The sequence below is a fragment of the Eubacterium segne genome, from assembly GCF_014287775.1.
Taxonomy (GTDB): domain Bacteria; phylum Bacillota; class Clostridia; order Lachnospirales; family Lachnospiraceae; genus Eubacterium_G; species Eubacterium_G segne.
Window position 1 is genome coordinate 1 of the sequence record NZ_JACOOZ010000012.1, and the last position, 21677, is coordinate 21677.

Consider the following 21677-nt stretch of genomic DNA (forward strand, 5'->3'; position numbering starts at 1 on the left):
GTAATCAGGGAATGTGCAAACATTAACATAAAGGTTGAAGAGAAGGAGGAGAGACAGGATATGTGTAAGGCAATTGATGACATGATGAATGACGCAAGAATGAGTGGGGAAGCATTAGGAGAAGCGAGAGGAAGAGAAACTGAACGTAAGATAATGCAGGAGAAGCTGGATGAAAAGCAGAACCAAATAGAAAAAGAACGTAAAAGATATGAAAAAGAAATAGAGGAATTAAAGAGGCAGCTAGCCGAGAGGCAGACAGCCTAATAAGAAGCCGGATGGTCAAGGACTGTCCGGCTTTTAAGGTACAACGACCTAATAATAGGATGTATAAGAGTAGTAAGAAGGTGCGCCCTTAAAAATAAATAAAAATTTCTATATCCGGTAACACTAAAATAAAAAGGATAAAAATGAAAGTAGTATTAATTGTTATAGGAATAATTATAGTGGTGTTAATTAATTTTGTATTGTATTGCTGCTTAAGAGTAGCATCTAAAACAGATCAGCTATATGAAAAATTATCAATTTCTGAAAAAGAAGAACAGGAAAAATGAAATGAAGAAATAAATATAAAATAAAAAATATTTAGTCAAAATTCACTAAAAAGTAAAGATTAATAGAAAAAATCCGTCTATTTGTATAATTTTTTTATAGAAAAACTCATTGTATTAATATATAATTGGCTGGTAAGGTTGCGTTATATTAGAGAGAAAAAATCCTGCATATATGCAGGTGGGTGTTGTACACCATATAAAATAATTATATAGAGAGGAGGAGTTGGCAGGAACGCCAATGAGTAAAGGATGAAAAAAGGAAGGAAAGGGTTAGCGGCTTTATTGGTTATGGTAATGGTTATTACCATGATGGGGGGATTTAATGCCGCACAGAAAACCGAAGTAAACGCTGATGAAAAAACTTACTATGCAGGTAATCCAATTATTACCAATATGTTTACGGCAGATCCATCTGCCCATGTGTGGGAAAAGGATGGAAGAATTTACATTTATGCATCTCATGATATTTTCCCATCAAGAGGATGTGACTTAATGGACAAGTATCATGTATTTTCTTCAGATAACATGGTTACATGGAGAGATGAGGGAGAAATCCTTTCATCAGACGATGTATCATGGGGACGTGAAGAAGGTGGATTTATGTGGGCTCCGGATGCAGCTTATGAAAACGGAACATATTATTTTTATTTCCCGCATCCAACAGGTTCAGGGGATGCGTGGAATAACACATGGAGAATCGGTATTGCAAAGAGCAATAGCCCGGCAAGTGGATTTAAGTGTGCGGATGATGGTTATGTAAAGAAAAAAGATGGTTCACCTTATGTTACAGGTATTGATCCATGTATATTTAAAGATGATGATGGTTCATACTATCTCTACACAGGTGGTGGAGCATCATGTTATGTGGCAAAAATGCAGTCTGATATGCAGACATTAGCAGAGGAGCCGGTTAGAATTGACCAGACACTTACAGATTTCCATGAAGGTATGTGGGTATTTAAGAAAGATGGTCTTTACTATGCAATGTATGCAGACAATACAGCAGGTCAGAACCTTATGAGATATTCAACTGCTAATTCACCATACGGACCATGGAAAGAGGGTGGAATTGTTCTTGAAGGAACAGGTTGTGATACAACTCATGGCTCTATAACAGAATATAAGGGTCATTGGTATCTTTTCTATCACAATTGTGAAATTTCAGGAAATGGAACATTACGTTCAGTATGTATTGATGAGGTTAAGTTCAACAGTGACGGTTCTATTCAGACTGTAAAACAGACAAAAGAAGGTGTTGCTAACGTAGATTATGTTAATCCGGCAGATGTAGCGGGAAGCAACAGCAGTCCGGATCCTGCTAAATTTACAGAGAAGACAGATTATAGTATTGCAAATGCACAAATTGGTGGTGGAGCCACAAGAGGCGGGGATGCCATTGAAAACCTTCATTATGAAGGCTCATATGTTGAGTGGAATAATGTAAACGGAGGAAAAGGCGGTCAGGCTATGCTTACCGTATACTATGGAACACCGGATGGAGCTACTGCATTGGTAAAAAGTTCAGGTGACAAGGCAGGTGACGGCTATTTCCTGAAATTTAACAAGACTACCGGATGGGGTGATTATTCAGGCGTGGCTACATGTTTCATTGACTTAAATCCGGGAACTAATAATACAGTTAAGCTTATATGTGGCATGGGTGGTGTAAACATTACCGGAATGTCTATTTCATTACCTGACCAAAACGCACCACAGGAAACAACCCTGGCACCGACACAGAAGCCTACAGAGAAACCTACTGAAGCACCAACTCAGGCACCTGAGTATGGTAAGTGTGATTTGGTTGTTACTGATATTGATACAGAGAAGAATTACTATACAGGAGAAGAAGCAGTATTTACTGTTACGATTAAAAATCAGGGTACAGCAACCAGTGCATCAAATACAAAGCATGGTGTTGCACTTTCCGTAGATGGACAGGTCGTTAACTGGTGTGATACATTCTTCGGACCGTTGAAACCGGGAGAAGAGGTTACTGTTTCCATGAATGGAGGACCAAATACCAAGAAATCATGGACGGTTGTTTCAGGTACACATACAGTTTCTGCTCATGTAAATGATACAAGAGATGTTGATGAGTCAGACACAAGCAACAATATATTCTCAAAGACTATGACATTTACAGATAAACCGGCTAAGTCAGCGGATATCAGAGTAGATGGATATCAGATTAGTACAACTCTTGGTGGATTTAGAACAGTTTATTCAGTAAGTGATCCTAATGCAGAAGTTGAAAGCTTAGGTTTAGTATATGGACTTTCAAGTTATGTTTCAGAAAGTGATATGGTTGTAGGAAGCAGCAATAACAAGGTGTTTGATTATGCAGCAACTGAAAAGGGACGTATGGATATGTCTATTAACGGAGATGAAGACTATGAAAGTTATACTATGACATTACAGTTTGATAAGCAGCAGGTAGCTTTCTTAAGTGAAAAGATGTCAGTTCGTGCTTATGCAAAATTAAAAGATGGCTCAGTTATTTACAGCAAGACACAGAGCACATCAATTTATGATACAGCAGATTACTTGTATAAGAATTTAATGATGAACACTTTAAGTGCACACAATTACCTGTTCAATAACATTTTATCTGTTGTTACACCATCTTATAAGGAAATTGATTACAACTGGAACAGTGCCGTTGTTACTCCTAATGAGATTTAATTGAAATATTCGGGAGGATAGATATTGATGAAGAAGAAAATAATATCCTTTCTTATGGTAATGGTTATATGCCTTACAATGCCCGGATGCTTTGATATGGCACCGGGTGGAGGTAAGGTTAAGGCAGCAGATATTTATTATGCAAAATCGTTGCATAATAAATAATATTAATAAAAAGGGCATGTCACATATGTGGTATGTCCTTTTTTAGAATAAAAATAATAACATTAATAAGTGGGCAGTTCCTTTGTATATTTAAAAATATATGTTATAATGATTTAGTTGTATAAATACAATAAAATAATAAGGGAAAAGAACTCATATTTATGTCTATTCAAAATAACCGGAGGTTAGATTTAAATGAAAGTATTAATGTTTAATGGAAGTCCAAAAGCTAATGGATGTACATATACGGCACTTTGTGAGATGGCAAAGGTTTTACAGGAAGAAGGAATTGAAACAGAGATAATGCATGTAGGAGGCAAACCACTGGGAGGCTGTATGGGCTGTGGCGGATGTGGCACTACAGGAGAATGCGTGTATGGAGGAGTGGTAGTTGAGGCAGCTAAAAAGCTTGAACAGGCAGACGCAGTGGTATTTGGTAGTCCGGTACATTATGCCTCTATTAGTGGAAACATGATGGGATTTCTTCACAGATTATCATGGAGTGCGGGAAAGTATCTTAAATATAAACCTGCTGCAATGGTGGTAAGTGCAAGACGTGCCGGCACAACCAGTGCATTAGATGAAATTGCCAAAATACCTGAATTTTTCCATATGCCACTAATTAATGGAAATTACTGGCCTATGGTTCATGGCAGCACCCCGGAAGATGTTAAAAGGGATGAAGAGGGCCTTCAGATTGTAAGAAATATTGCAAGAAATATGGCATGGATTTTAAAATGCATTGAGGCAGGAAAGGAAAAGGGAATAGTACATCCGGAACCGGAGGCCCAAATTAGAACAAATTTCATAAAATAGTATTAATTTTAACAAAATAGAGAATTTGTTAATAGAATTGTAACAGAACATTTATTGCATATATATTCCATTGATTATATACTAAAAAAGTCAAAAAAATTGGAAGACGAAAGGAAATGTGACGGAATGGAAGATAACAGAAATTACCAATCAGAAGAGGTAGAAGATGAAAATCTGATGGACGACGTGATTGTTAACCCGGCAGATGATTCAGTTAAGGAGAACGGAAAGCCTCGAAAGAAACAGGAAAGTGAACCTATTAATGTAAAGAAGGAGATTTTCAGCTGGATTAGAATAATTGTTGTGGCAGTGGTTATTGCCTTTGTTATAAACAATTTTATTATTATGAATGCCAACGTTCCTACAGGTTCTATGATGAATACAATAATGAAAGGGGACCGCATGATTGGACTTAGAACATCATATTGGCTCTCAGATCCTAAGAGAGGAGACATTGTTATTTTTATCAATCCTGATTATGATGAAAACAGTCCTAAGGATGAGAAGTACTACGTAAAGAGAGTAATTGGACTTCCGGGAGAGAAAGTAACTATTAAGGATGCAAAAATTTATATCAACGATTCAGATAAACCATTAGATGAACCGTACCTTCCGGAAGAATGGGTATATGTAAATGGTTCAGATGAAGAGTTGACATATCAGGTTCCGGAGGGATGTTATTTCATGCTTGGTGATAACAGAAATAACTCCAGTGATGCAAGATTCTGGAACAATACGTACTTAAAGCGTGAGAATGTAATTGCAAAAGCAGTATTTAAGTATTGGCCTTGGGATCACAAGGGATTATTTGAAAAAGTAGACTATGCACAGTAATGTGTGGTAGTGTTGTGCTGAATAATGGTTGCCATAGATATGTGGTAGCACTGAATAAATGGCTGTCGCTAAGATGCGGCGGTCATTTGTTATATTAGAATATTTGGGGGCTGGTACCATTGAAAAATAGGAAAAACAAATATCAACTATTATCAACTATTAAAACATAGCCTAAAAACTACATTTCATATATTTCAGCGCTGTCAACTACCACAAACCCCAGTTTCTTATACAGTGAAATGGCAGGTTTGTTGTCACCACTTACATGAAGCAAAACATATGTGTGGTCTTTGGACAAATAAGAAATTACAGCATCAAGCATTTTAAAGCCGTACCCCATACCACGGTATTTATCAAAAACCAGAACATCATGAATACATACAGTCCTGTCATTAAACAATTCAATAAGGCAGCTGCCAACAGTTGCACCCTGTGAGACCATTTCAAATTTAACACTTTGAGTGGTACTTTCTAAATTCCCGTCAACTATCTTCACATATTTAGGAAGTGTTTTGTAACAGGCACTAGATAATGAAAACTTCATCATATATTCAGTGGCAGTTTTTTCAAAGCCTAAATGAGACAAAACAGCACAACCGGTAGAATTCTTGGAATTTAACATTGCTGAAATATAAAAGTCATTATAATCAGTTAAAAATGAGTCTAAAAGAGATGACATTAAATTTAGTTTTCTGTACTTCGGAAGAACATATCCACAAATATCAACAATTTCATTATTATAGAAGTCAGCACTTAAAAATCCTACTGTTTTTCCCTCATGTACGCCATAGTACAAAACAGGTAACGGATTAACCCGATTTGAATCATCATATGAAACAGGTGAAGAGCTACCCGGGGTTGAACCATTACATAAAACCGATTCGGAATCATCACATGAAACAGATAACGCCTCATTTTCTCCGAAAAACAGTTGGGGAATATATTGATTTTCGTTTTTGCAGATTTCATAAATATTGGTGCAAATTTCCCTTAAATCCTTTGAAATAGCATAACTTTTTTTCATGTCAAATATAAATGTCATAACAGAACCCCTTTCCCGAAAAAACGACGAATGTTAAATAAAAATATGTTTAAACGGTGTCACTTAAATTGGTTTGATTATACCAAATGCAATAGAAAAAATACAGTATATGTGGTATAGTGGGAAAGCAAAAGGTTAATATTATTAGATAAATACCATTGGATAAAAATTACAAAATAAAGGTTTTATGGAGAGTGTTATGTTGAAAATAGGTTCACATGTTAAGATGAGTGGCAAGGATATGCTTCTTGGCTCGGCGAAGGAGGCAAAATCCTATGGAGCAAATGTTTTTATGGCATATACCGGTGCACCTCAAAATACCAAAAGAAAAGATGTAAGTGAATTAAAGATAAAAGAAGCATGGGAATATATGCAAAAAAACGGCATTGAAGATATTATAATTCATGCACCATATATTATTAATTTAGGCAATACCATTAAGCCTGAAACCTATGAAATTGCAGAAAAGTTTTTGGCTACGGAATTAGACAGAACGGAAAAAATGGGAAGTAAGGTTATGGTTTTACATCCCGGCTCCCACGTTGGAGCAGGTGTTGACGCAGGAATTAAGCAGATAATAAATGGCATAAACAATGTACTTAGCAGAGACACAAAGGCATATATAGCATTAGAGACCATGGCAGGAAAAGGAAGCGAGATAGGCAGAAACTTTGAGGAAATTGCAAGAATTTATGATGGCGTAAAATATAACGATAAGCTCCGTGTCTGCTTTGACACATGCCATGTAAACGATAGTGGATATGATTTGGTAAATGATTTAAGTGGAACATTTGAGAAATTCGACAAAGTAATAGGAACTGACCAGATTGCGGTTTTTCATATTAATGACAGCAAAAATCCCTGTGGTGCAGCAAAAGACAGACACGAAAACATTGGCTTTGGAAACATAGGATTTGAAACTCTTAAGGAAATTGTCTATATGAAGGAATTTGAAAATATTCCAAAAATTCTAGAGACCCCATATATTAAGGATCCGGATAACGATAAAAAATCCTATGCACCCTACAAATTTGAGATAGAAATGTTAAAGCAGAGAGAATTAAATCCTAATTTGCAAAAAGAGGTTATTGAAAATGAATAGCTTGATTTATAGTTTAAATGCAACAGTTCCGGTTTTTCTGGTAATTGTTGTGGGATATTTACTTAAAAAAATAGGCTGGATAAATGAAGGATTTATAAAGGCATCAAATAAAATTAACTTTACAATTACCCTGCCGGCTTTACTTATACAGGACATGATGAACAATGATTTTCTGCAGAAATTTGACGGAATGTATGTTGTATATTGTGCAGTGGTAACGTCAATATGTTTCTTCGCCACATGGGTTGGAGCTAAATTGCTGGTAAAGGATAAAACAATTGTTGGTGAGTTTGTTCAGGCTTCATATCGAAGTAGTGCGGCAGTGTTAGGAGCCGCATTTGTGTTTAATATATATGGGGACACAGGAATGGTGCCTCTGATGATTTTAGGGGCGGTACCACTTTATAATGTTTATGCAGTTCTGGTTTTAACAGTGGAATGTCCGCAGAAAGGCGCAAGTCAGGATAAAACCTTACTAACCACCTTAAAGGGAATAGTAACAAATCCTATTATTTTAAGTATTTTTGCCGGGGTTATTTTATCTGCAACAAAGGTGCAGTTCCCTAAAATAATAGATAATACCATAGGAAATTTTGCAAGAATAGCCACTCCGTTGGCACTTTTGGCAATTGGTGGCAGTTTTGAATTTGGAAAGGCAATAAAAAAGGCAAAGCCTGTCATTGTTGCTACGTTTTTTAAACTTATAGGCTGGGCAATGGTATTTTTGCCAATAGCTGTGTGGTTAGGATACAGGGATGAGAAGCTGATGGCACTGGTTATTATGCTGACATCCCCTACTACTCCAAGTTGTTACATAATGGCAAAAAGCATGAAATCAGAAGGAACTCTTACAAGCAGTGTTGTAGTGTTGACAACCCTATGTTCTGCATTCACCCTGACCGCTATTATATTTGTATTAAAAAGCCTGGGATTATTGTAGGATAGGGCATTAAATAAAATAGACGAGGAGGAAACCAAATGAAGAGAAGTGAACAGAAAATTCAGGATACCTGGAAAATGGAGGATATGTTTATAAGTGATGAGGCATGGGAAAAGGACTTTGAAAAGGCAACAAAGATGATTCCTCATTATAGTGATTTTTCAGGTGAAGTTTCAAAGGATAAAGAAAAATTAATTGAATATTTTAATTTCAATGATGAGATAAATTTGTTAGTGGAAAGACTTTATGTATATTCAAACCAAAAGTACCATCAGGATATGGCAGAGGCAAAGTATCAGGCATATTCAGGAAAGGCACAGAAACTGACAGTAGACATAGGAAGCGCATCAGCTTTTTTTGAACCGGAAATTTTGGAAATGGAGGAAGATACATTACTTTCATGGATGCAGGATGACAGGCTGGCCGATTACCGGAGATATGTGGGAGAAATATTGAGAGGAAAAGCTCATACTCTTGATAAGAAGACAGAAGAAATTTTGGCAAAAAGCAGAAAAATGGCGGCAGCAGCTGACAACATTTATTCAATGTACAATGGTGCCGATATTGATTTCCCGGTGGTAAAGGGAAGTGACAATAAGGAAATCAAAATAACCCATGGCAATTATGTCCCAATTCTTGCGGGAGAGGACAGAGAACTTAGAAAAAATGCCTTTAAGGCTTTATATGATACCTATGGCAAAATGAAAAATACAATTGCGGCAACCTTTAATGCAAATGTTGAGCAGGCATGCTTTTATGCAGATGTGAGAAATTATCCCTCATCCCTTGCAATGCACCTTGATGGAAGTAATATCCCGGTGTCAGTTTATGATAATTTAATAGATGTTGTGCACGAAAACATGGGATTGATGCACAGATACGTTAAATTAAGAAAGAAGATTCTTGGAGTGGATGAACTACATATGTATGATGTTTACGCTCCAATTGCTAAGGCACCTAAGGATAAAATACCTTTTGAAAAAGCAAAGGAAATGGTTTTAGAAGCACTAAAACCTATGGGTGAGGATTATCTTTCCAAGTTAAAAGAAGGCTTTAACAACAGATGGATTGACGTTTACGAAAATGAAGGAAAAAGAAGCGGGGCATATTCCTGGGGAGCTTACGGAACCCATCCTTATGTGTTGCTTAACTATCAGGGAACTCTTGATGACGTGTTTACTCTAGCACACGAAATGGGGCATGCTCTTCATTCATATTATTCCGATACAACACAACCATATATTAATGCAGGATACCGTATTTTTGTGGCAGAGGTGGCATCTACATGTAATGAGTCACTTTTAATACATCATTTGCTGAAAAACACTGATGACAGGGATACGAAAGCTTATCTTATTAATCATTTTCTTGAGCAATTTAAGGGAACGCTGTATCGTCAGACAATGTTTGCTGAGTTTGAAAAAATAACTCATCATATGGTAGAGCAGGGAGAAACTTTAACAAGTGACCTTCTTTGTGAAACATATTTGAATTTAAATAAAGAATATTTTGGAGAAGAAATGGTATCGGACGATGAAATCGCTTTGGAATGGGCGAGAATACCACATTTCTATAATCCGTTTTATGTTTATCAATATGCAACGGGAATTTCAGCGGCAATAGCCCTTTCTAAGAAAATAATGAATGAAGGGGAAAGTGCTGTTAAGGATTATATGAAGTTTTTAACAGGAGGCGGTTCAAAGGATCCTATTGACCTTCTTAAAATGGCAGGAGTGAATATGGCTGAAAAAGAGCCGGTACAGCAGGCACTTAACCTGTTTGGTGATTTATTAGACCAAATGGAAGAAATAGTAAAATAAAATCTTTTTATTGGAAGCCTGCCGGAATTTAGTATATGATATTACACAGGTGCAATGTTAATGGCATTGTAATGAGGGACAATGCAGTTGATAAAAAAATATGGAGCATAAGATGAAATTTAATGAAAATTATAAGGGCTATATATTTGATTTAGATGGGACCATTCTTGATAGTTCATGGGTATGGGATATGGTTGACATAAAATTCCTGGGAGATAGAGGCTATGATGTCCCTGAGGATTATGTGGAATCAATTTCTCCGTTAGGGGCTTACAAGGCGGCAGTTTATACCATTGACCGGTTTAATCTTCATGGGGAAAAACCGGAAGAGCTGGTAAGGGAATGGTTTGACATGGCAAAGGAAGAATACGCAAAAAAAGTAGTATGTAAGCCTGGAGCAAAGGAATATATCACACACCTTTTTAAAGGGGGAAAGAAGCTGGCTGTTGCTACGTCTTCAGATCGGGAGTTATTTATGCCTACTTTGGAAAGAGAAGGAATACTTAACTGTTTTTCTGAAATTGTAACAGTGGATGAGGTAAAACGTGGCAAAGGTTTTCCTGACATATATGAGGAAGCCGCCAGACGTATTCACCATGAAAAGAAGGATTGCGTTGTATTTGAGGATATTCTCACAGGAGTTATGGGGGCAAAAGCAGGGGGATTTACGGTGGTTGCCGTTGAAGATGAAAAATCTGAATGTAATAAAATGAAGATAAGGGAAATTGCAGATTATTATATTGAAAAATATCCCTTTGTGTAAATATAAAGCCCCGTTGCAAATATCATAAATGACGTTGCAGCAGGGCTTTAGTTATTTAAAGATTAATTTTTATATTTTTTAAAATTGGGAGCAGGTAACTGGGCTAAAATTATGGCAACAAAAATCAATCCGCATCCGGCTAACTCACGGGAACCCATGGACTGACCTAAAATTATCCATCCTGCAATAACTGAAAATACTGATTCAAGACTCATTAAAAGGGAGGCTACAGTAGGGTTTAGACCCTTTTGTCCAATAATCTGTAGTGTATAAGCTACGCCGCAGGAGAAAATTCCGGCATACAAAATAGGAATCCATACATCAACTGTCATAAGAGGTGGAATCCATTGGAAAATGCCTGTTATTGAATGTTTCATATCGAAAATAAACATTGGCACTGCTGATGTGATTCCACATACGAAAAACTGGATGCAGGACATTTTAACACCATCTACTAAAAGTGAGAAATAATCAATAATTAAAATATGTAATGAAAAAATAAAAGCACAAAGTAGCAGTAGCAAATCTGCTAAATTAAAGCCAGAGGAACCTTTGGCACATAAAAGATATAAACCTGCTAATGAGAGACATACCCCAATCCAAATATTAATACCGCATTTTTTCTTTAGAAAAAGACCAAGTATAGGCACAATCAGAATGTAGCAGGCAGTAAGAAAACCGGCTTTACCGGCAGATGCACCAAGATATAACCCAAGTTGTTGCAGATTGCTTGCCAGAGACAATGCAAGTCCGCAGCAAATACCACCAATAATTAAAAGTTTTCTTTCGGTTTTATCGGACTTACCTTTTCCCTTATTTAAAAAGAAAATAACAGGAATAAGTACCAGTGAGCCAATAAACGAACGGATGCAGTTGAAGGTATACGGGCCACATGCATCCCCACCGGAACTTTGGGCTACAAAAGCAACACCCCATATAAAAGCTGTAAGAATTAAAAGTAGTGAATGTCTTAATTTTAAACTGTTCATAAATTTCTCCATATGTATATATTTGTACAAACAGTAGTATTTTACTTCATGGAGTGGGTTTTTGCAAATGGGAAAGAGCATCCTTTAATTTAATAATTTATACCACTTATAACCAATATAGAAAAAAGTCTCTCTTGCTACAAAGGGGATTTTTGATTTCAAGGTTTTATATGCACTGGTGTCGGTAGGAGACGAAAATGCATCTATGTCACAGTCTTTTGATAATAACATAGACCTTTTCATATGCAGTGGGTCACTTACAATTAATGCTGTTTTAAATTTATTATTATCCATTATTGTTTTGGAGTATTCTAAATTCTCCTGAGTAATTGTGGATTTATCTTCTTTAAATATATCTTCCAAGGGAATGTTATTTTCAGTCAAATATTCTGCTGCCACATCAGCATCACTTCTGGTATTACCCGCACCTATTCCACCGGTAACAATTAATTTCTTCACTTTTCCTTCATTGTAAAGTTTAATAGCGTGATTTAATCTTTGCTTGTACACCTCAGATACTTCTGTATCATTACAGGCCGCACCTAATACAATCGCCACATCACATTCTTTGTCTTCATAAACATTGCTGTAGGTGCAAATGGAGACTACATTACTTATTATATAAATTAATATAATTACCGGTATTATAAATAAAAATTTTCTTTTCTCCATATCTGTCGCCCTTTTATATTAAAAACACTAGCGTTATCATTCTTTGCTACTTAAATATATGTTTTTATAATAACAAATATTTTAGGGGATATCAAACGTTGTGTTTTGGTGTTGTGCCAATGAAAGTCGGTAAAGTTGAGTGGATATGTCGTAATAAATGTCGTAATAAATGTCGTAATAAATGAAAAAAAATGTATGAAAAACTATTAGTGGTGGAGATTATACAAATAAATATGACAGAACTGCGTTGACAATACACAATGCAGTTCTGCCAGTTAAGAATTTTTATATATTAAGGGAAATTTTAATTATTCTTCTTCAGGGTATTTTAATCCCCATTCCTTTCTGAAGGCTGTCATTAATTCCATAACATCTTTTGTATATTCAAGATGCATGCACGCTGTATCACCGTTTATTGCACGTTCCATATCAGCAAGCTCATAAGCAAGGGCGTCTGCATTTTCACCGGCTTTAATAACTTCTGTTTTACCTGTTTCTGCATCGGTAATTGTTGCCTCCCAGGCTCTTGGATATTCTAAAATTTCTATATATCCCTTTTCACAGGAAATCATGCCTCTCTTAGGTTGTTTAGAATGAAGTGAAAGCATAACTGATGCCATCTGACCTTCATTATTCATAAGTAATAATCCGGCCTGTTCATCCACGCCGGTTGGTGCCGTTTTTACCTGAGACAGAATCTTAGTTGGTTTAGAATCCATAAACCATCTGATAAATGAAAGAGCATAAACACCTATATCCAGCATAGCTCCACCGGCGAGATTTCTGTTAAAGAAACGATTGTTCATGTCGTATTCCTTAAAACTGCCAAAATTCATTGTGATAAGATTTATCTTGCCTAAAGTTCCGGAATCTATGATTCTTTTAAGCTCTTTATATATTGGCATATGGAATATTGTCATTGCCTCTCCAACAACAACATTCTTTTCATCAGCCAACGTCAAAGCTTCATTTAATTCATCGCTGTTTAATGTAATGGATTTTTCTACCAGAATATGCTTTCCGTGGTTAATAGCCTTTTTCATAAATTCTATATGTGTATTGTGAGGAGTTGTAATATAAACCACATCCACCTCAGGATCATCAAATACGTCATTCATGTTGTCATATACTTTGGCTATATTATATTTTTTCGCAAATTGAACTGCCTTTTCATGTGTTCTGTTAGCAACTGAATAGATGCTTTTTCCGTTCTTTTGTAAAGCCTCAGCCATCTGATTTGCAATAACTCCAGTTCCAAGTACTGCCCATTTAATTTCTCTCATAAATCCAACCTCCTGTAAAATGATTAAATATAATTTCGCATCAATACACTTATACGAAAGCAAGTTGTGTTTCCAAAACCGGTGTGGATATGGCAGGAATCCCAATTTGATTTAATTTATAGGCTCCGTCCATTGCAACGGGAATGGTATTTCCCACAGCTGCAAATAACACGCTTCTGGCATTATTGATTTTGTTTAATATTTCATCAAGATTATCCGTATCCATCATGGAAACTGTCTGGGTTAATTCCGCAACCTTATTGGCAAGAATACTTTTCAGAGACTGTTTTTTGTTGTCTATTGAAATATCATTACTGTATTCTTCATTATCCTCTCTATTTACCAGTTCCTTTGCAATGGATATTTTCAAATGATGAAATCCTTTTAACCCGATTTTTTTACAAAATCTTGATATGGAAGCTTCGCTAACCTGACATTTAACTGCCAGTTCTCCAACGGTCACATCCACTATATCTTTGGGGTTCCTGATAATATAATCGCCTATTTTCTTTTCTGTTTCAAAAAAACTATCATATAGCGTACATATTTGATTTAAAACTGACTTTTCCATTTATGATTCCTTTTCGTTATTTTCGTATTAATATGAGGATTGCAGGAGCATATGGCAAGTGGCAATCTGTATCTTGAGTGTTAAAAGAACTTTTGACATCAAAGCATTAGTATAATTATAGCATAAGTTTTAATAAAATAAATCTATGTTGAGAATATTGGGCATTTCATCATTTTTTTATTGTAGTTACTGTTAGCTAAATAGATAAGGCTTTAATGACTGCTTTATCGGTGTCTGACGCTTCATTAGTGTCAAATGTATTGCTTCCAAGCATTAAAAAAGAAGAGAAAACCGGATTTTGGCTTTCCCTTCTTTTTAACTGTTTATAATTTTATTTTTTTATCTTAACCTGCTTTGGCTTTGACCATTTGCCCTGATAAGTTTTCTTTCCTTTGACAACAATGGCTTTTGCTCTTGCATACAATTTTTTAGCCTTTTTAAACTTGCTATTTGATACACTATATGTCAATTTCTTAGTTGTTTTTGTCACTATTGTCTTTTTAAACTTCTTATCTTTTGCAATCTGTACTTTGTACTTGGTTGCGCCTTTAACTCTCTTCAATGTAAGACTTATTTTCTTAGCATTTTTCTTTTTAATTGCTTTTTTAACAACTGTCTTTCCAACCTTTACAGATGATGTTTTTGTAGTCTGACTTGGTTGTTTTTTAGTTGTTGTTTGTGCATTTGTATTTGACTCCTGTGGCTTTGTAGTTTCTACTGCTGGTGTTGTCTCTGTTTTCTCAGTTGTAGTTTCTATTTCAGGTGTTGTCTCAACTGATGGAGTTGTCTCAACTACTGGTGTTGTTTCATTTTCTGAAGTTGGTTTTGCAGTAGTTGTTGGTTCTGCAGTAGTTGTTGGATTTGTAGTTGGTTCCTCGTATTCTGAATATGCAGGATCTGCAAGTTCTGCAGGTGTTCTTCCTGAGAGTCCGGGGTCTGCCTTAATTGACACAGTTTTCTTTAATCCAAATGATTCTACATTGTTACTTGTATACTGTGATCTTACTTCTACTTCATATGTACCTGTCGCAAGTCTGTTTTCATAGTAACTTGCCACATCCCCATTGATTCCTACCTTAATACAAACACCATCTACAAAAAGATTCAATCTCTGACCTGTTAAATCTGCCACATTAGACCATGCAATAGTAAATCCATAGTCTATACCTTCTGTTAAAATTGAAAGTCCAAGTGGTAATGTTGGCTGATTTGGTTTGTCAAATGACTGTGCATTATCTATAAACTGACCTTTAACAGTAACCTTTGATGACCGACCAAATGATGTTGCCGCCAAAGCTGACTCTCTGCCTTCTGCATCCACTGCTGATAAATATGCCAGATATTCACCTGCCGATACACTTTCCAATATAACATTTGAATTGGTAATTCCGTCCACATATACACGTCTGTAAGGTGTACCTGTCTTTGCATCAAATAAATATAAATTGTAACCTACAACTGATGAATCTGCTGATGGAATACTTGCTTCTGATGATGGTGCCCATGCAACACCTAATTTATTGTCTGCCTGCGCCGGATTGTCAGCAGGAACTTCCGGATTTCCTGTAATATAACTTAATCCCGCCGGTGTTTTTGGACCTATGCAATTAACAGGATATGTGTAATTAAGAGTTGCTCCTGTTACTGTAAAGCTAACTTCTTCTGATAATGATCCCTCACCCATGCTGTTTACATTTGCAGCCCGCGCTGTATATGAACCTGCTGAAAGTCCACCTACTACACCGCCTTTTGTAGCATTGCCAATCTTTGTAACTAACTTTCCATCCTTGTAAATATAAATGACTGTTGCTGTAACAGTTGGATCATATCCATCTACATTTGCTGTGTCATCGGCTCCTGCCCATGCAAACATAATTGCATTTTCAATTGTATCCGGACCACTTTTGCTAACAGCAACAAGTCCTAATACTTTCTTAGGTAATGATGCTGCACTTATATTGTTTGTTGGATAGTATGTAATCGAAGATACTATCATTGCAATGGCACAAATAATCGCACCAAATTTCTTCAACCTTTTCATTTCATAAACCTCTCTTTCATTTGATTAAATATTTATTTAAATTGTACATTTGTAAAGAGTTATTTGTTAGTATTATATTTTTATATATGGGATTAATTTTTTAGGAAAGTGTTTTAATTTTAAGATTTTCCATATATATATGTGCAAACACAAAAAACTCCTAAGAAGCAACGACCGAGGCGGAAGCCGAGAAATCGAACTTTCGAGCCCGGGACTGGGCTCGCTTATGCAACACGAAATGCAACATAAATAAAACCAATACCACTAAATTCCTTAAAAAAAGGCAAAAAAAGCGCGAGACGGGTTGCGGGTGTCCTGTGGACACCTCTTTGCGAAGCAAAGAAGCAACGACCGAGGCGGAAGCCGAGAAATCGAACTTTCGAGCCCGGGACTGGGCTCGCTTATGCAATAAAAATGGGCACCTGTTAAGGTACCCATTTTATTGCATAAGAAAAGCGCGAGACGGGGATCGAACCCGCGACCCCCTCCTTGGCAAGGAGGTGCTCCACCACTGAGCCACTCGCGCATTGTTTCGTGCGTGTCACACGCAAGACATATAATACTATATGGCAATGGTTTTGTCAACAATAAAATTAAAAAAAGTTAAAGTTTTCGTAATAAAGATATGAAAATGTTTATTTGCAAAGACAATAGGTTTGTGATTAAATATATAATAAACATAAATATAAAAGCGAGGTTGTTATGTCATTGGATTGGAATGTTTTAAACTGGATACAGGAAAACTTGCAATGTGATTTTTTAGATGTATTTATGAGTAAATTCACATTGTTAGGAGAAATGGGAATAATTTGGATTGCCATAGCCATAGGACTGCTTATTAGCAAAAAACATAAAAAAGCAGGATTGCTGGTACTTATTGGATTATTGTTAGGAGTTATAATAGGAAATGGAATATTAAAAAATCTGGTTATGAGATCAAGACCGTGCTGGATAAATACAGATTTTAATCTACTTATTGCAAATCCAAAGGATTATTCATTTCCGTCGGGACATGCATTGTCCTCAACTATTGCAGCAACAGTTATTACATTATATAGGAAAAAATGGGGAATAATAGTTATTCCAATAACCGCTCTTATGGCTTTCTCAAGATTATACCTGTATGTACACTTCCCTACAGACATTTTAGGAGGAATTGTTATGGGAATTATCATTGGATATGTTACATATTTTTGTGGAAATAAAATTATTGACAGTGTAGGCAAAAAGAAGAATGCCTTATAGGTTAGGGAAAAACACCAATTGATTTTCTTTAATTCCTATTATATACTAGGAATTAAAGAAGGAGGCAGTTAAAATGATGATTTCAACAAAAGGGCGTTATGCTCTAAGGGTTATGATAGATTTGGCACAAAATTCCAAGGAAGGATTTGTTTCCCTAAAGGACGTGGCAAAGAGACAGCAGATATCCATGAAATACCTTGAGATGATTGTGTCTATACTTAATAGAGGAAAAATGGTCAAAAGCCAAAGAGGAAAGGCAGGAGGCTACAGATTAATTAAAGATCCTTCAGAATACAGTGTAGGTTCCATTATAAAACTGGCGGAGGGTACCTTAGCACCGGTTTCTTGTTTAGAAGAAGGGGGAAGCTGTGACAGAATGGAGAAGTGTGTAACATATCCATTGTGGAAACAGTTAGATGAGGTAATAGATGATTACCTTGAAAATGTCACTTTGAAGGACTTGATGGATGGAAATGTAAAAAAATAAAAACATAAAAATAAAATAATTTAAGGCTTAAGTATTCTTGTGTTAATTAAGTGTTACGTAATCCTTATTGACAAATTACAAAAATTACGGCATAATTAACAACTGTGAAAACATTGTAATAATTTCGTAACAAACGGAGGTTAGGGTGAAGAGTAAAATATACGGGTTGCTTTTAGCGTCCCTTATGATAGTTACTTTATGTCCTTTAAGTGTGTCGGCGAAAAGTGTTAATAATAAAGCAAAAACAGTTACGGTTTCTCAAACAAATGATGTGATTACAGTTTCAAAGAATGTTAAGGTAAACAGCACTTTTTCAAGCCCGAAGGCTTTAGGCATAAAGAAGGCAAAATTAAAGCGTTTATACAATATAGTTTCAGATAATACAAAGGTTGCCACAGTTACGGCAGCAGGAACGGTTAAAGGTATTAAGAAAGGTGCCACAACCATTACGTTAACATCAAAGGCAGATGGTTCTGTATATGCTAAGATTAATGTAAATGTTAAGAACCGTTACAATAAGCAGAAGTTAAGACTTATGTCAGCTATTATTTATGCAGAAGCCGGTTCAGAGTGTTATGCAGGAAAGAAAGCAGTTGGTATTGTTATTATGAACCGTGTGCGTTCTAAGGATTTTCCGGGAACGTTAAAGAAGGTTATTTATCAGCCGGGACAGTTCGGACCTGTAAGAAACGGTTCATTAAAGAAAGCTTTAAAGTTATACGATGAAGGCAGACTTAATAAGAAATGCATTAAAGCTGCGAAAGCTACTCTTAATGGAGACAGGGTAGTGACTTACAAAAATGTAAAGACAGACATGAGTAGTTATTTATTCTTTAGTGGGTATGTAAGTGGTATGAGATTACAGATTCAGGGACATCAGTTTAAATAGTTTTTCTATAGATTTCACTTTAAGGAGATGTACCGCATTGGTTAAGGAGATTAATTAATGCGATACATCTTTTTGATATTGCTAAGAATGTATTGAATTAACTGTCAAATTAGTGCAAATAATACCTTTATAACAATTATGAATAAAGGGCTTTACAAATAAAACTATATGAAGTATAATTCCTATGAAAAAGATAGGAATAAGGAGGAAACATTATGTATATATACGCTGACAATGCGGCAACAACAAAGACAAGTCAGGCAGCTATTGATGCCATGGTTGACATTATGAACAATGTGTATGGTAACCCATCAAGCCTTCATACTGTAGGACAGAAGGCTAAAGAGGCATTAGAAAAGGCAAGAGTTGAAGTGGCACAGTGCCTAGGAGCTGATTTTAAGGAAATATATTTTACATCAGGTGGAAGCGAAGCTGATAACCAGGCAATTATTTCAGCAGCAAAGTTTGGTGCAAGAAAGAATAAAAAGCATATTATTTCCACTAAGATTGAACATCACGCAGTGCTTCACACATTAAATAAATTAGAAAAAGAAGGCTTTGAGGTTACACTTTTAGATATAGATGAAAGTGGAATTGTAAAACCTGAGGATGTGGAGAAGGCAATAAGAGAAGATACAGCTCTTGTTACCATAATGTATGCCAATAATGAAATTGGAACTATCCAGCCTATAGCAGAAATCGGAAAAATCTGTAAGGAGAAAGGGGTAATTTTCCACACAGATGCTGTTCAGGCAGCAGGACATCTTCATATTGATGTAAATAAAGAAAATATTGATATGTTATCATTATCAGGTCATAAATTCCACGGACCGAAAGGTGTTGGAGTATTGTTTGCAAGAAAGAATATTCCTCTGGTAAATATAATAGAAGGTGGAGCTCAGGAAAGAGGAAGAAGAGCAGGAACTGAAAATCTTCCGGCTATTGTAGGTATGGCAAAAGCATTAATGGATGCAACAAAAGCCATTGATGAAACAGCAGAAATTGAAATTAAATTAAGAAATCACCTTATTGAAGGTTTGGAAAAAATCAGTCATTCTATTTTAAATGGTGACAGAGAAAAGAGACTTCCGGGAAATGTAAATTTCTGCTTTGAAGGAATTGAAGGAGAGTCATTATTGTTATTATTAGATGCTAAGGGAATTGCCGCATCTTCAGGTTCAGCGTGTACATCAGGTTCCCTTGACCCAAGCCATGTACTTTTAGCTATTGGAAGACCTCACGAGATAGCTCATGGTTCTTTGAGACTTACTATCTGCCGTGATAATACAATGGAAGAAATTGATTACATGATAAAAGAAATAGCTAACGTTGTTGAATATTTAAGAGGAATTTCACCGGTTTGGGATGAACTGGAAAAAGGTGAAATTAAGCACATTATTTAATTTTTGGAGGTGTCAATATGTTATATAGTGAAAAGGTTATGGATCATTTCATGAATCCTAGAAATGTTGGAAAAATAGAAGATGCTGATGGCGTAGGTGAAGTGGGAAACGCAAAATGTGGCGATATAATGAAAATATATATTAAGGTTAATGACGGAATCATTACAGATGTTAAGTTTAATACATTTGGATGTGGCTCAGCAATTGCCAGCAGTTCCATGGCAACAGAAATGATAAAGGGAAAACCTGTATCAGAGGCATTAGAGCTTACCAACAAAGCAGTTGCAGAAGCACTTGACGGATTGCCTGCTCATAAGTTACACTGTTCAGTGTTAGCAGAAGAAGCAATTAAGGCTGCTATTGAAGATTACGAGAAAAAGAAAGAAGCTAAAAGCGAATAAAGACAAATCTTTTGCCATGGATTTTTTCTTTTAGCTTACAGGAAAGAGTGAATTTATGATAAAAGATTTACAGGAAGAAATTTTAAAGTTAAAAAAGGAAAAGGATATTTGCATTTTAGCCCATTGTTATCAGAATCCTGAGATTTTAGAGGTGGCAGATTTTACCGGAGACAGCTTCGGGCTTTCAGTAGAGGCTGCAAAGACCAGTGCTAAGACAGTAATTATGTGCGGCGTCAGATTTATGGCTGAAACAGTGAAGATTCTTTCACCGGATAAAAAGGTAATACTGTCAAATGCAGACGCAGGCTGTCCCATGGCAGAAATGATGGACAAGGATTTAATTGAACAGGTTAAGAAATCCTATCCGGATTATACTGTGGTGGCATATATTAACACAACAAGTTCCCTTAAGACTATTTGTGATGTTTGCGTTACATCTTCATCAGCAGTGAATATTTGCAAAAAAATAGAAAATGATAAAATCTTATTTATACCTGACTGCAATTTAGGTGCGTGGGTAGCACAGCAGCTACCGGAGAAAACCTTTAAGCTGTTAAACGGAGGCTGCCCGACTCATGCAAGAATGGGTTCAGAGGATGTTAAACGTGCAAAGGAAAAATGGCCGGATGCTTTAGTATTAGTTCATCCTGAATGTAAGCCGGAAGTGGTAGAATTGTCAGATTACGCAGGTTCAACTACAGGAATTATGAGCTATGCCAAAAACAGCCAGGCAAAGGAATTTATTATTGGAACTGAAAACAGTATTGTAACCCATTTACAGATGGAATGTCCTGATAAGATTTTCCATCCGTTGTCAAAGGACTGCATTTGTCATAACATGAAGGCAACAACCCTTACAGACGTGCTTAACTGTTGCAAGGGAATTGGTGGCGAGGAAATTAATCTTGATGAAGATACAAGATTAAAGGCAAAGGCATGTATTGACAAAATGATAGAACTTGGTTAATTATCTTTTAT

At 36.1% G+C, this 21677-nt stretch carries 22 protein-coding genes and 1 tRNA gene; 16 read left to right on the forward strand and 7 right to left on the reverse strand.

Annotated elements, in window-relative coordinates; all coding sequences use genetic code 11:
* The 6 genes from H8S00_RS13245 to lepB all read left to right on the forward strand — a co-directional run.
* Positions 1-264 (forward strand): hypothetical protein (locus H8S00_RS13245; protein WP_366459977.1); only part of this gene is annotated, 264 nt, incomplete at its 5' end.
* Between the two features lie 143 nt (positions 265-407).
* The gene (locus H8S00_RS13250) at positions 408-551 is read left to right on the forward strand and encodes a hypothetical protein (RefSeq protein ID WP_186840720.1); all 144 of its coding nucleotides are present in this window, start codon (positions 408-410) and stop codon (positions 549-551) included.
* Between the two features lie 249 nt (positions 552-800).
* Positions 801-3236, forward strand: a complete 2436-nt coding sequence (locus tag H8S00_RS13255; protein WP_118589566.1) for a family 43 glycosylhydrolase — start codon at positions 801-803, stop codon at positions 3234-3236.
* Between the two features lie 27 nt (positions 3237-3263).
* Positions 3264-3401 (forward strand): hypothetical protein, encoded by a 138-nt coding sequence (locus H8S00_RS13260; RefSeq protein WP_158576894.1) that lies wholly within the window; start codon positions 3264-3266, stop codon positions 3399-3401.
* A gap of 195 nt (positions 3402-3596) precedes the next feature.
* Positions 3597-4217 (forward strand): flavodoxin family protein, encoded by a 621-nt coding sequence (locus tag H8S00_RS13265; RefSeq protein WP_118589565.1) that lies wholly within the window; start codon positions 3597-3599, stop codon positions 4215-4217.
* A 126-nt stretch (positions 4218-4343) separates the two neighbouring features.
* Positions 4344-5051, forward strand: a complete 708-nt coding sequence (gene lepB / locus H8S00_RS13270) for a signal peptidase I (protein WP_494545898.1) — start codon at positions 4344-4346, stop codon at positions 5049-5051.
* A 178-nt stretch (positions 5052-5229) separates the two neighbouring features.
* Here the strand turns inward: lepB and H8S00_RS13275 are convergent, their stop codons facing one another.
* On the reverse strand, positions 5230-6093 hold the full coding sequence (locus H8S00_RS13275) for a GNAT family N-acetyltransferase (RefSeq protein WP_118589564.1): 864 nt from the start codon (positions 6091-6093) through the stop codon (positions 5230-5232).
* 199 nt (positions 6094-6292) lie between these two features.
* On the opposite strand from H8S00_RS13275, the gene H8S00_RS13280 reads away from it, so the two are divergent.
* The 4 genes from H8S00_RS13280 (at position 6293) to H8S00_RS13295 (ending at position 10718) form a co-directional block, all read left to right on the forward strand.
* Positions 6293-7195 (forward strand): deoxyribonuclease IV, encoded by a 903-nt coding sequence (locus H8S00_RS13280; protein WP_021952947.1) that lies wholly within the window; start codon positions 6293-6295, stop codon positions 7193-7195.
* Complete coding sequence (locus H8S00_RS13285; protein ID WP_021952946.1) at positions 7188-8135, forward strand: AEC family transporter; 948 nt, start codon at positions 7188-7190, stop codon at positions 8133-8135. The genes H8S00_RS13280 and H8S00_RS13285 overlap by 8 nt, the downstream gene beginning before the upstream one ends.
* Before the next feature lie 38 nt (positions 8136-8173).
* Positions 8174-9955, forward strand: coding sequence for an oligoendopeptidase F (pepF, locus tag H8S00_RS13290; RefSeq protein ID WP_118589562.1), 1782 nt, complete (start codon positions 8174-8176; stop codon positions 9953-9955).
* A gap of 112 nt (positions 9956-10067) precedes the next feature.
* Complete coding sequence (locus H8S00_RS13295) at positions 10068-10718, forward strand: HAD family hydrolase (protein WP_021952944.1); 651 nt, start codon at positions 10068-10070, stop codon at positions 10716-10718.
* Between the two features lie 62 nt (positions 10719-10780).
* Here H8S00_RS13295 and H8S00_RS13300 read toward each other — a convergent pair whose 3' ends face one another.
* The 6 genes from H8S00_RS13300 to H8S00_RS13325 form a co-directional block, all read right to left on the reverse strand.
* Positions 10781-11707, reverse strand: a complete 927-nt coding sequence (locus H8S00_RS13300) for a DMT family transporter (protein WP_021952943.1) — start codon at positions 11705-11707, stop codon at positions 10781-10783.
* 84 nt (positions 11708-11791) lie between these two features.
* On the reverse strand, positions 11792-12379 hold the full coding sequence (locus H8S00_RS13305) for a YdcF family protein (protein WP_118589560.1): 588 nt from the start codon (positions 12377-12379) through the stop codon (positions 11792-11794).
* A gap of 308 nt (positions 12380-12687) precedes the next feature.
* Positions 12688-13662 (reverse strand): Gfo/Idh/MocA family protein, encoded by a 975-nt coding sequence (locus H8S00_RS13310; protein WP_021952941.1) that lies wholly within the window; start codon positions 13660-13662, stop codon positions 12688-12690.
* Between the two features lie 49 nt (positions 13663-13711).
* Entirely contained in the window at positions 13712-14233 is a 522-nt protein-coding gene (locus H8S00_RS13315; RefSeq protein ID WP_118589559.1) for a MurR/RpiR family transcriptional regulator, read from the reverse strand.
* Positions 14234-14564: 331 nt separating this feature from the next.
* Positions 14565-16274, reverse strand: coding sequence for a hypothetical protein (locus tag H8S00_RS13320; protein WP_186840721.1), 1710 nt, complete (start codon positions 16272-16274; stop codon positions 14565-14567).
* A 454-nt stretch (positions 16275-16728) separates the two neighbouring features.
* Positions 16729-16800 (reverse strand) — tRNA-Gly (locus H8S00_RS13325).
* A 176-nt stretch (positions 16801-16976) separates the two neighbouring features.
* Here H8S00_RS13325 and H8S00_RS13330 point away from each other — a divergent pair.
* The 6 genes from H8S00_RS13330 (at position 16977) to nadA (ending at position 21666) form a co-directional block, all read left to right on the forward strand.
* Complete coding sequence (locus H8S00_RS13330; RefSeq protein WP_021952922.1) at positions 16977-17519, forward strand: phosphatase PAP2 family protein; 543 nt, start codon at positions 16977-16979, stop codon at positions 17517-17519.
* A gap of 73 nt (positions 17520-17592) precedes the next feature.
* Positions 17593-18006, forward strand: a complete 414-nt coding sequence (locus tag H8S00_RS13335; protein ID WP_021952921.1) for an RrF2 family transcriptional regulator — start codon at positions 17593-17595, stop codon at positions 18004-18006.
* Between the two features lie 145 nt (positions 18007-18151).
* Entirely contained in the window at positions 18152-18895 is a 744-nt protein-coding gene (locus H8S00_RS14130; RefSeq protein ID WP_118589557.1) for a cell wall hydrolase, read from the forward strand.
* A gap of 215 nt (positions 18896-19110) precedes the next feature.
* Positions 19111-20298 carry a cysteine desulfurase NifS gene (gene nifS, locus H8S00_RS13345; protein WP_118589556.1) on the forward strand — a complete coding sequence of 396 codons (1188 nt, stop codon included), beginning with the start codon at positions 19111-19113 and terminating at the stop codon, positions 20296-20298.
* Between the two features lie 17 nt (positions 20299-20315).
* Positions 20316-20699 (forward strand): Fe-S cluster assembly scaffold protein NifU, encoded by a 384-nt coding sequence (gene nifU / locus H8S00_RS13350; RefSeq protein ID WP_021952918.1) that lies wholly within the window; start codon positions 20316-20318, stop codon positions 20697-20699.
* A 55-nt stretch (positions 20700-20754) separates the two neighbouring features.
* Positions 20755-21666, forward strand: coding sequence for a quinolinate synthase NadA (nadA, locus tag H8S00_RS13355; RefSeq protein WP_118589555.1), 912 nt, complete (start codon positions 20755-20757; stop codon positions 21664-21666).
* The last annotated feature ends 11 nt before the right edge of the window (positions 21667-21677 follow it).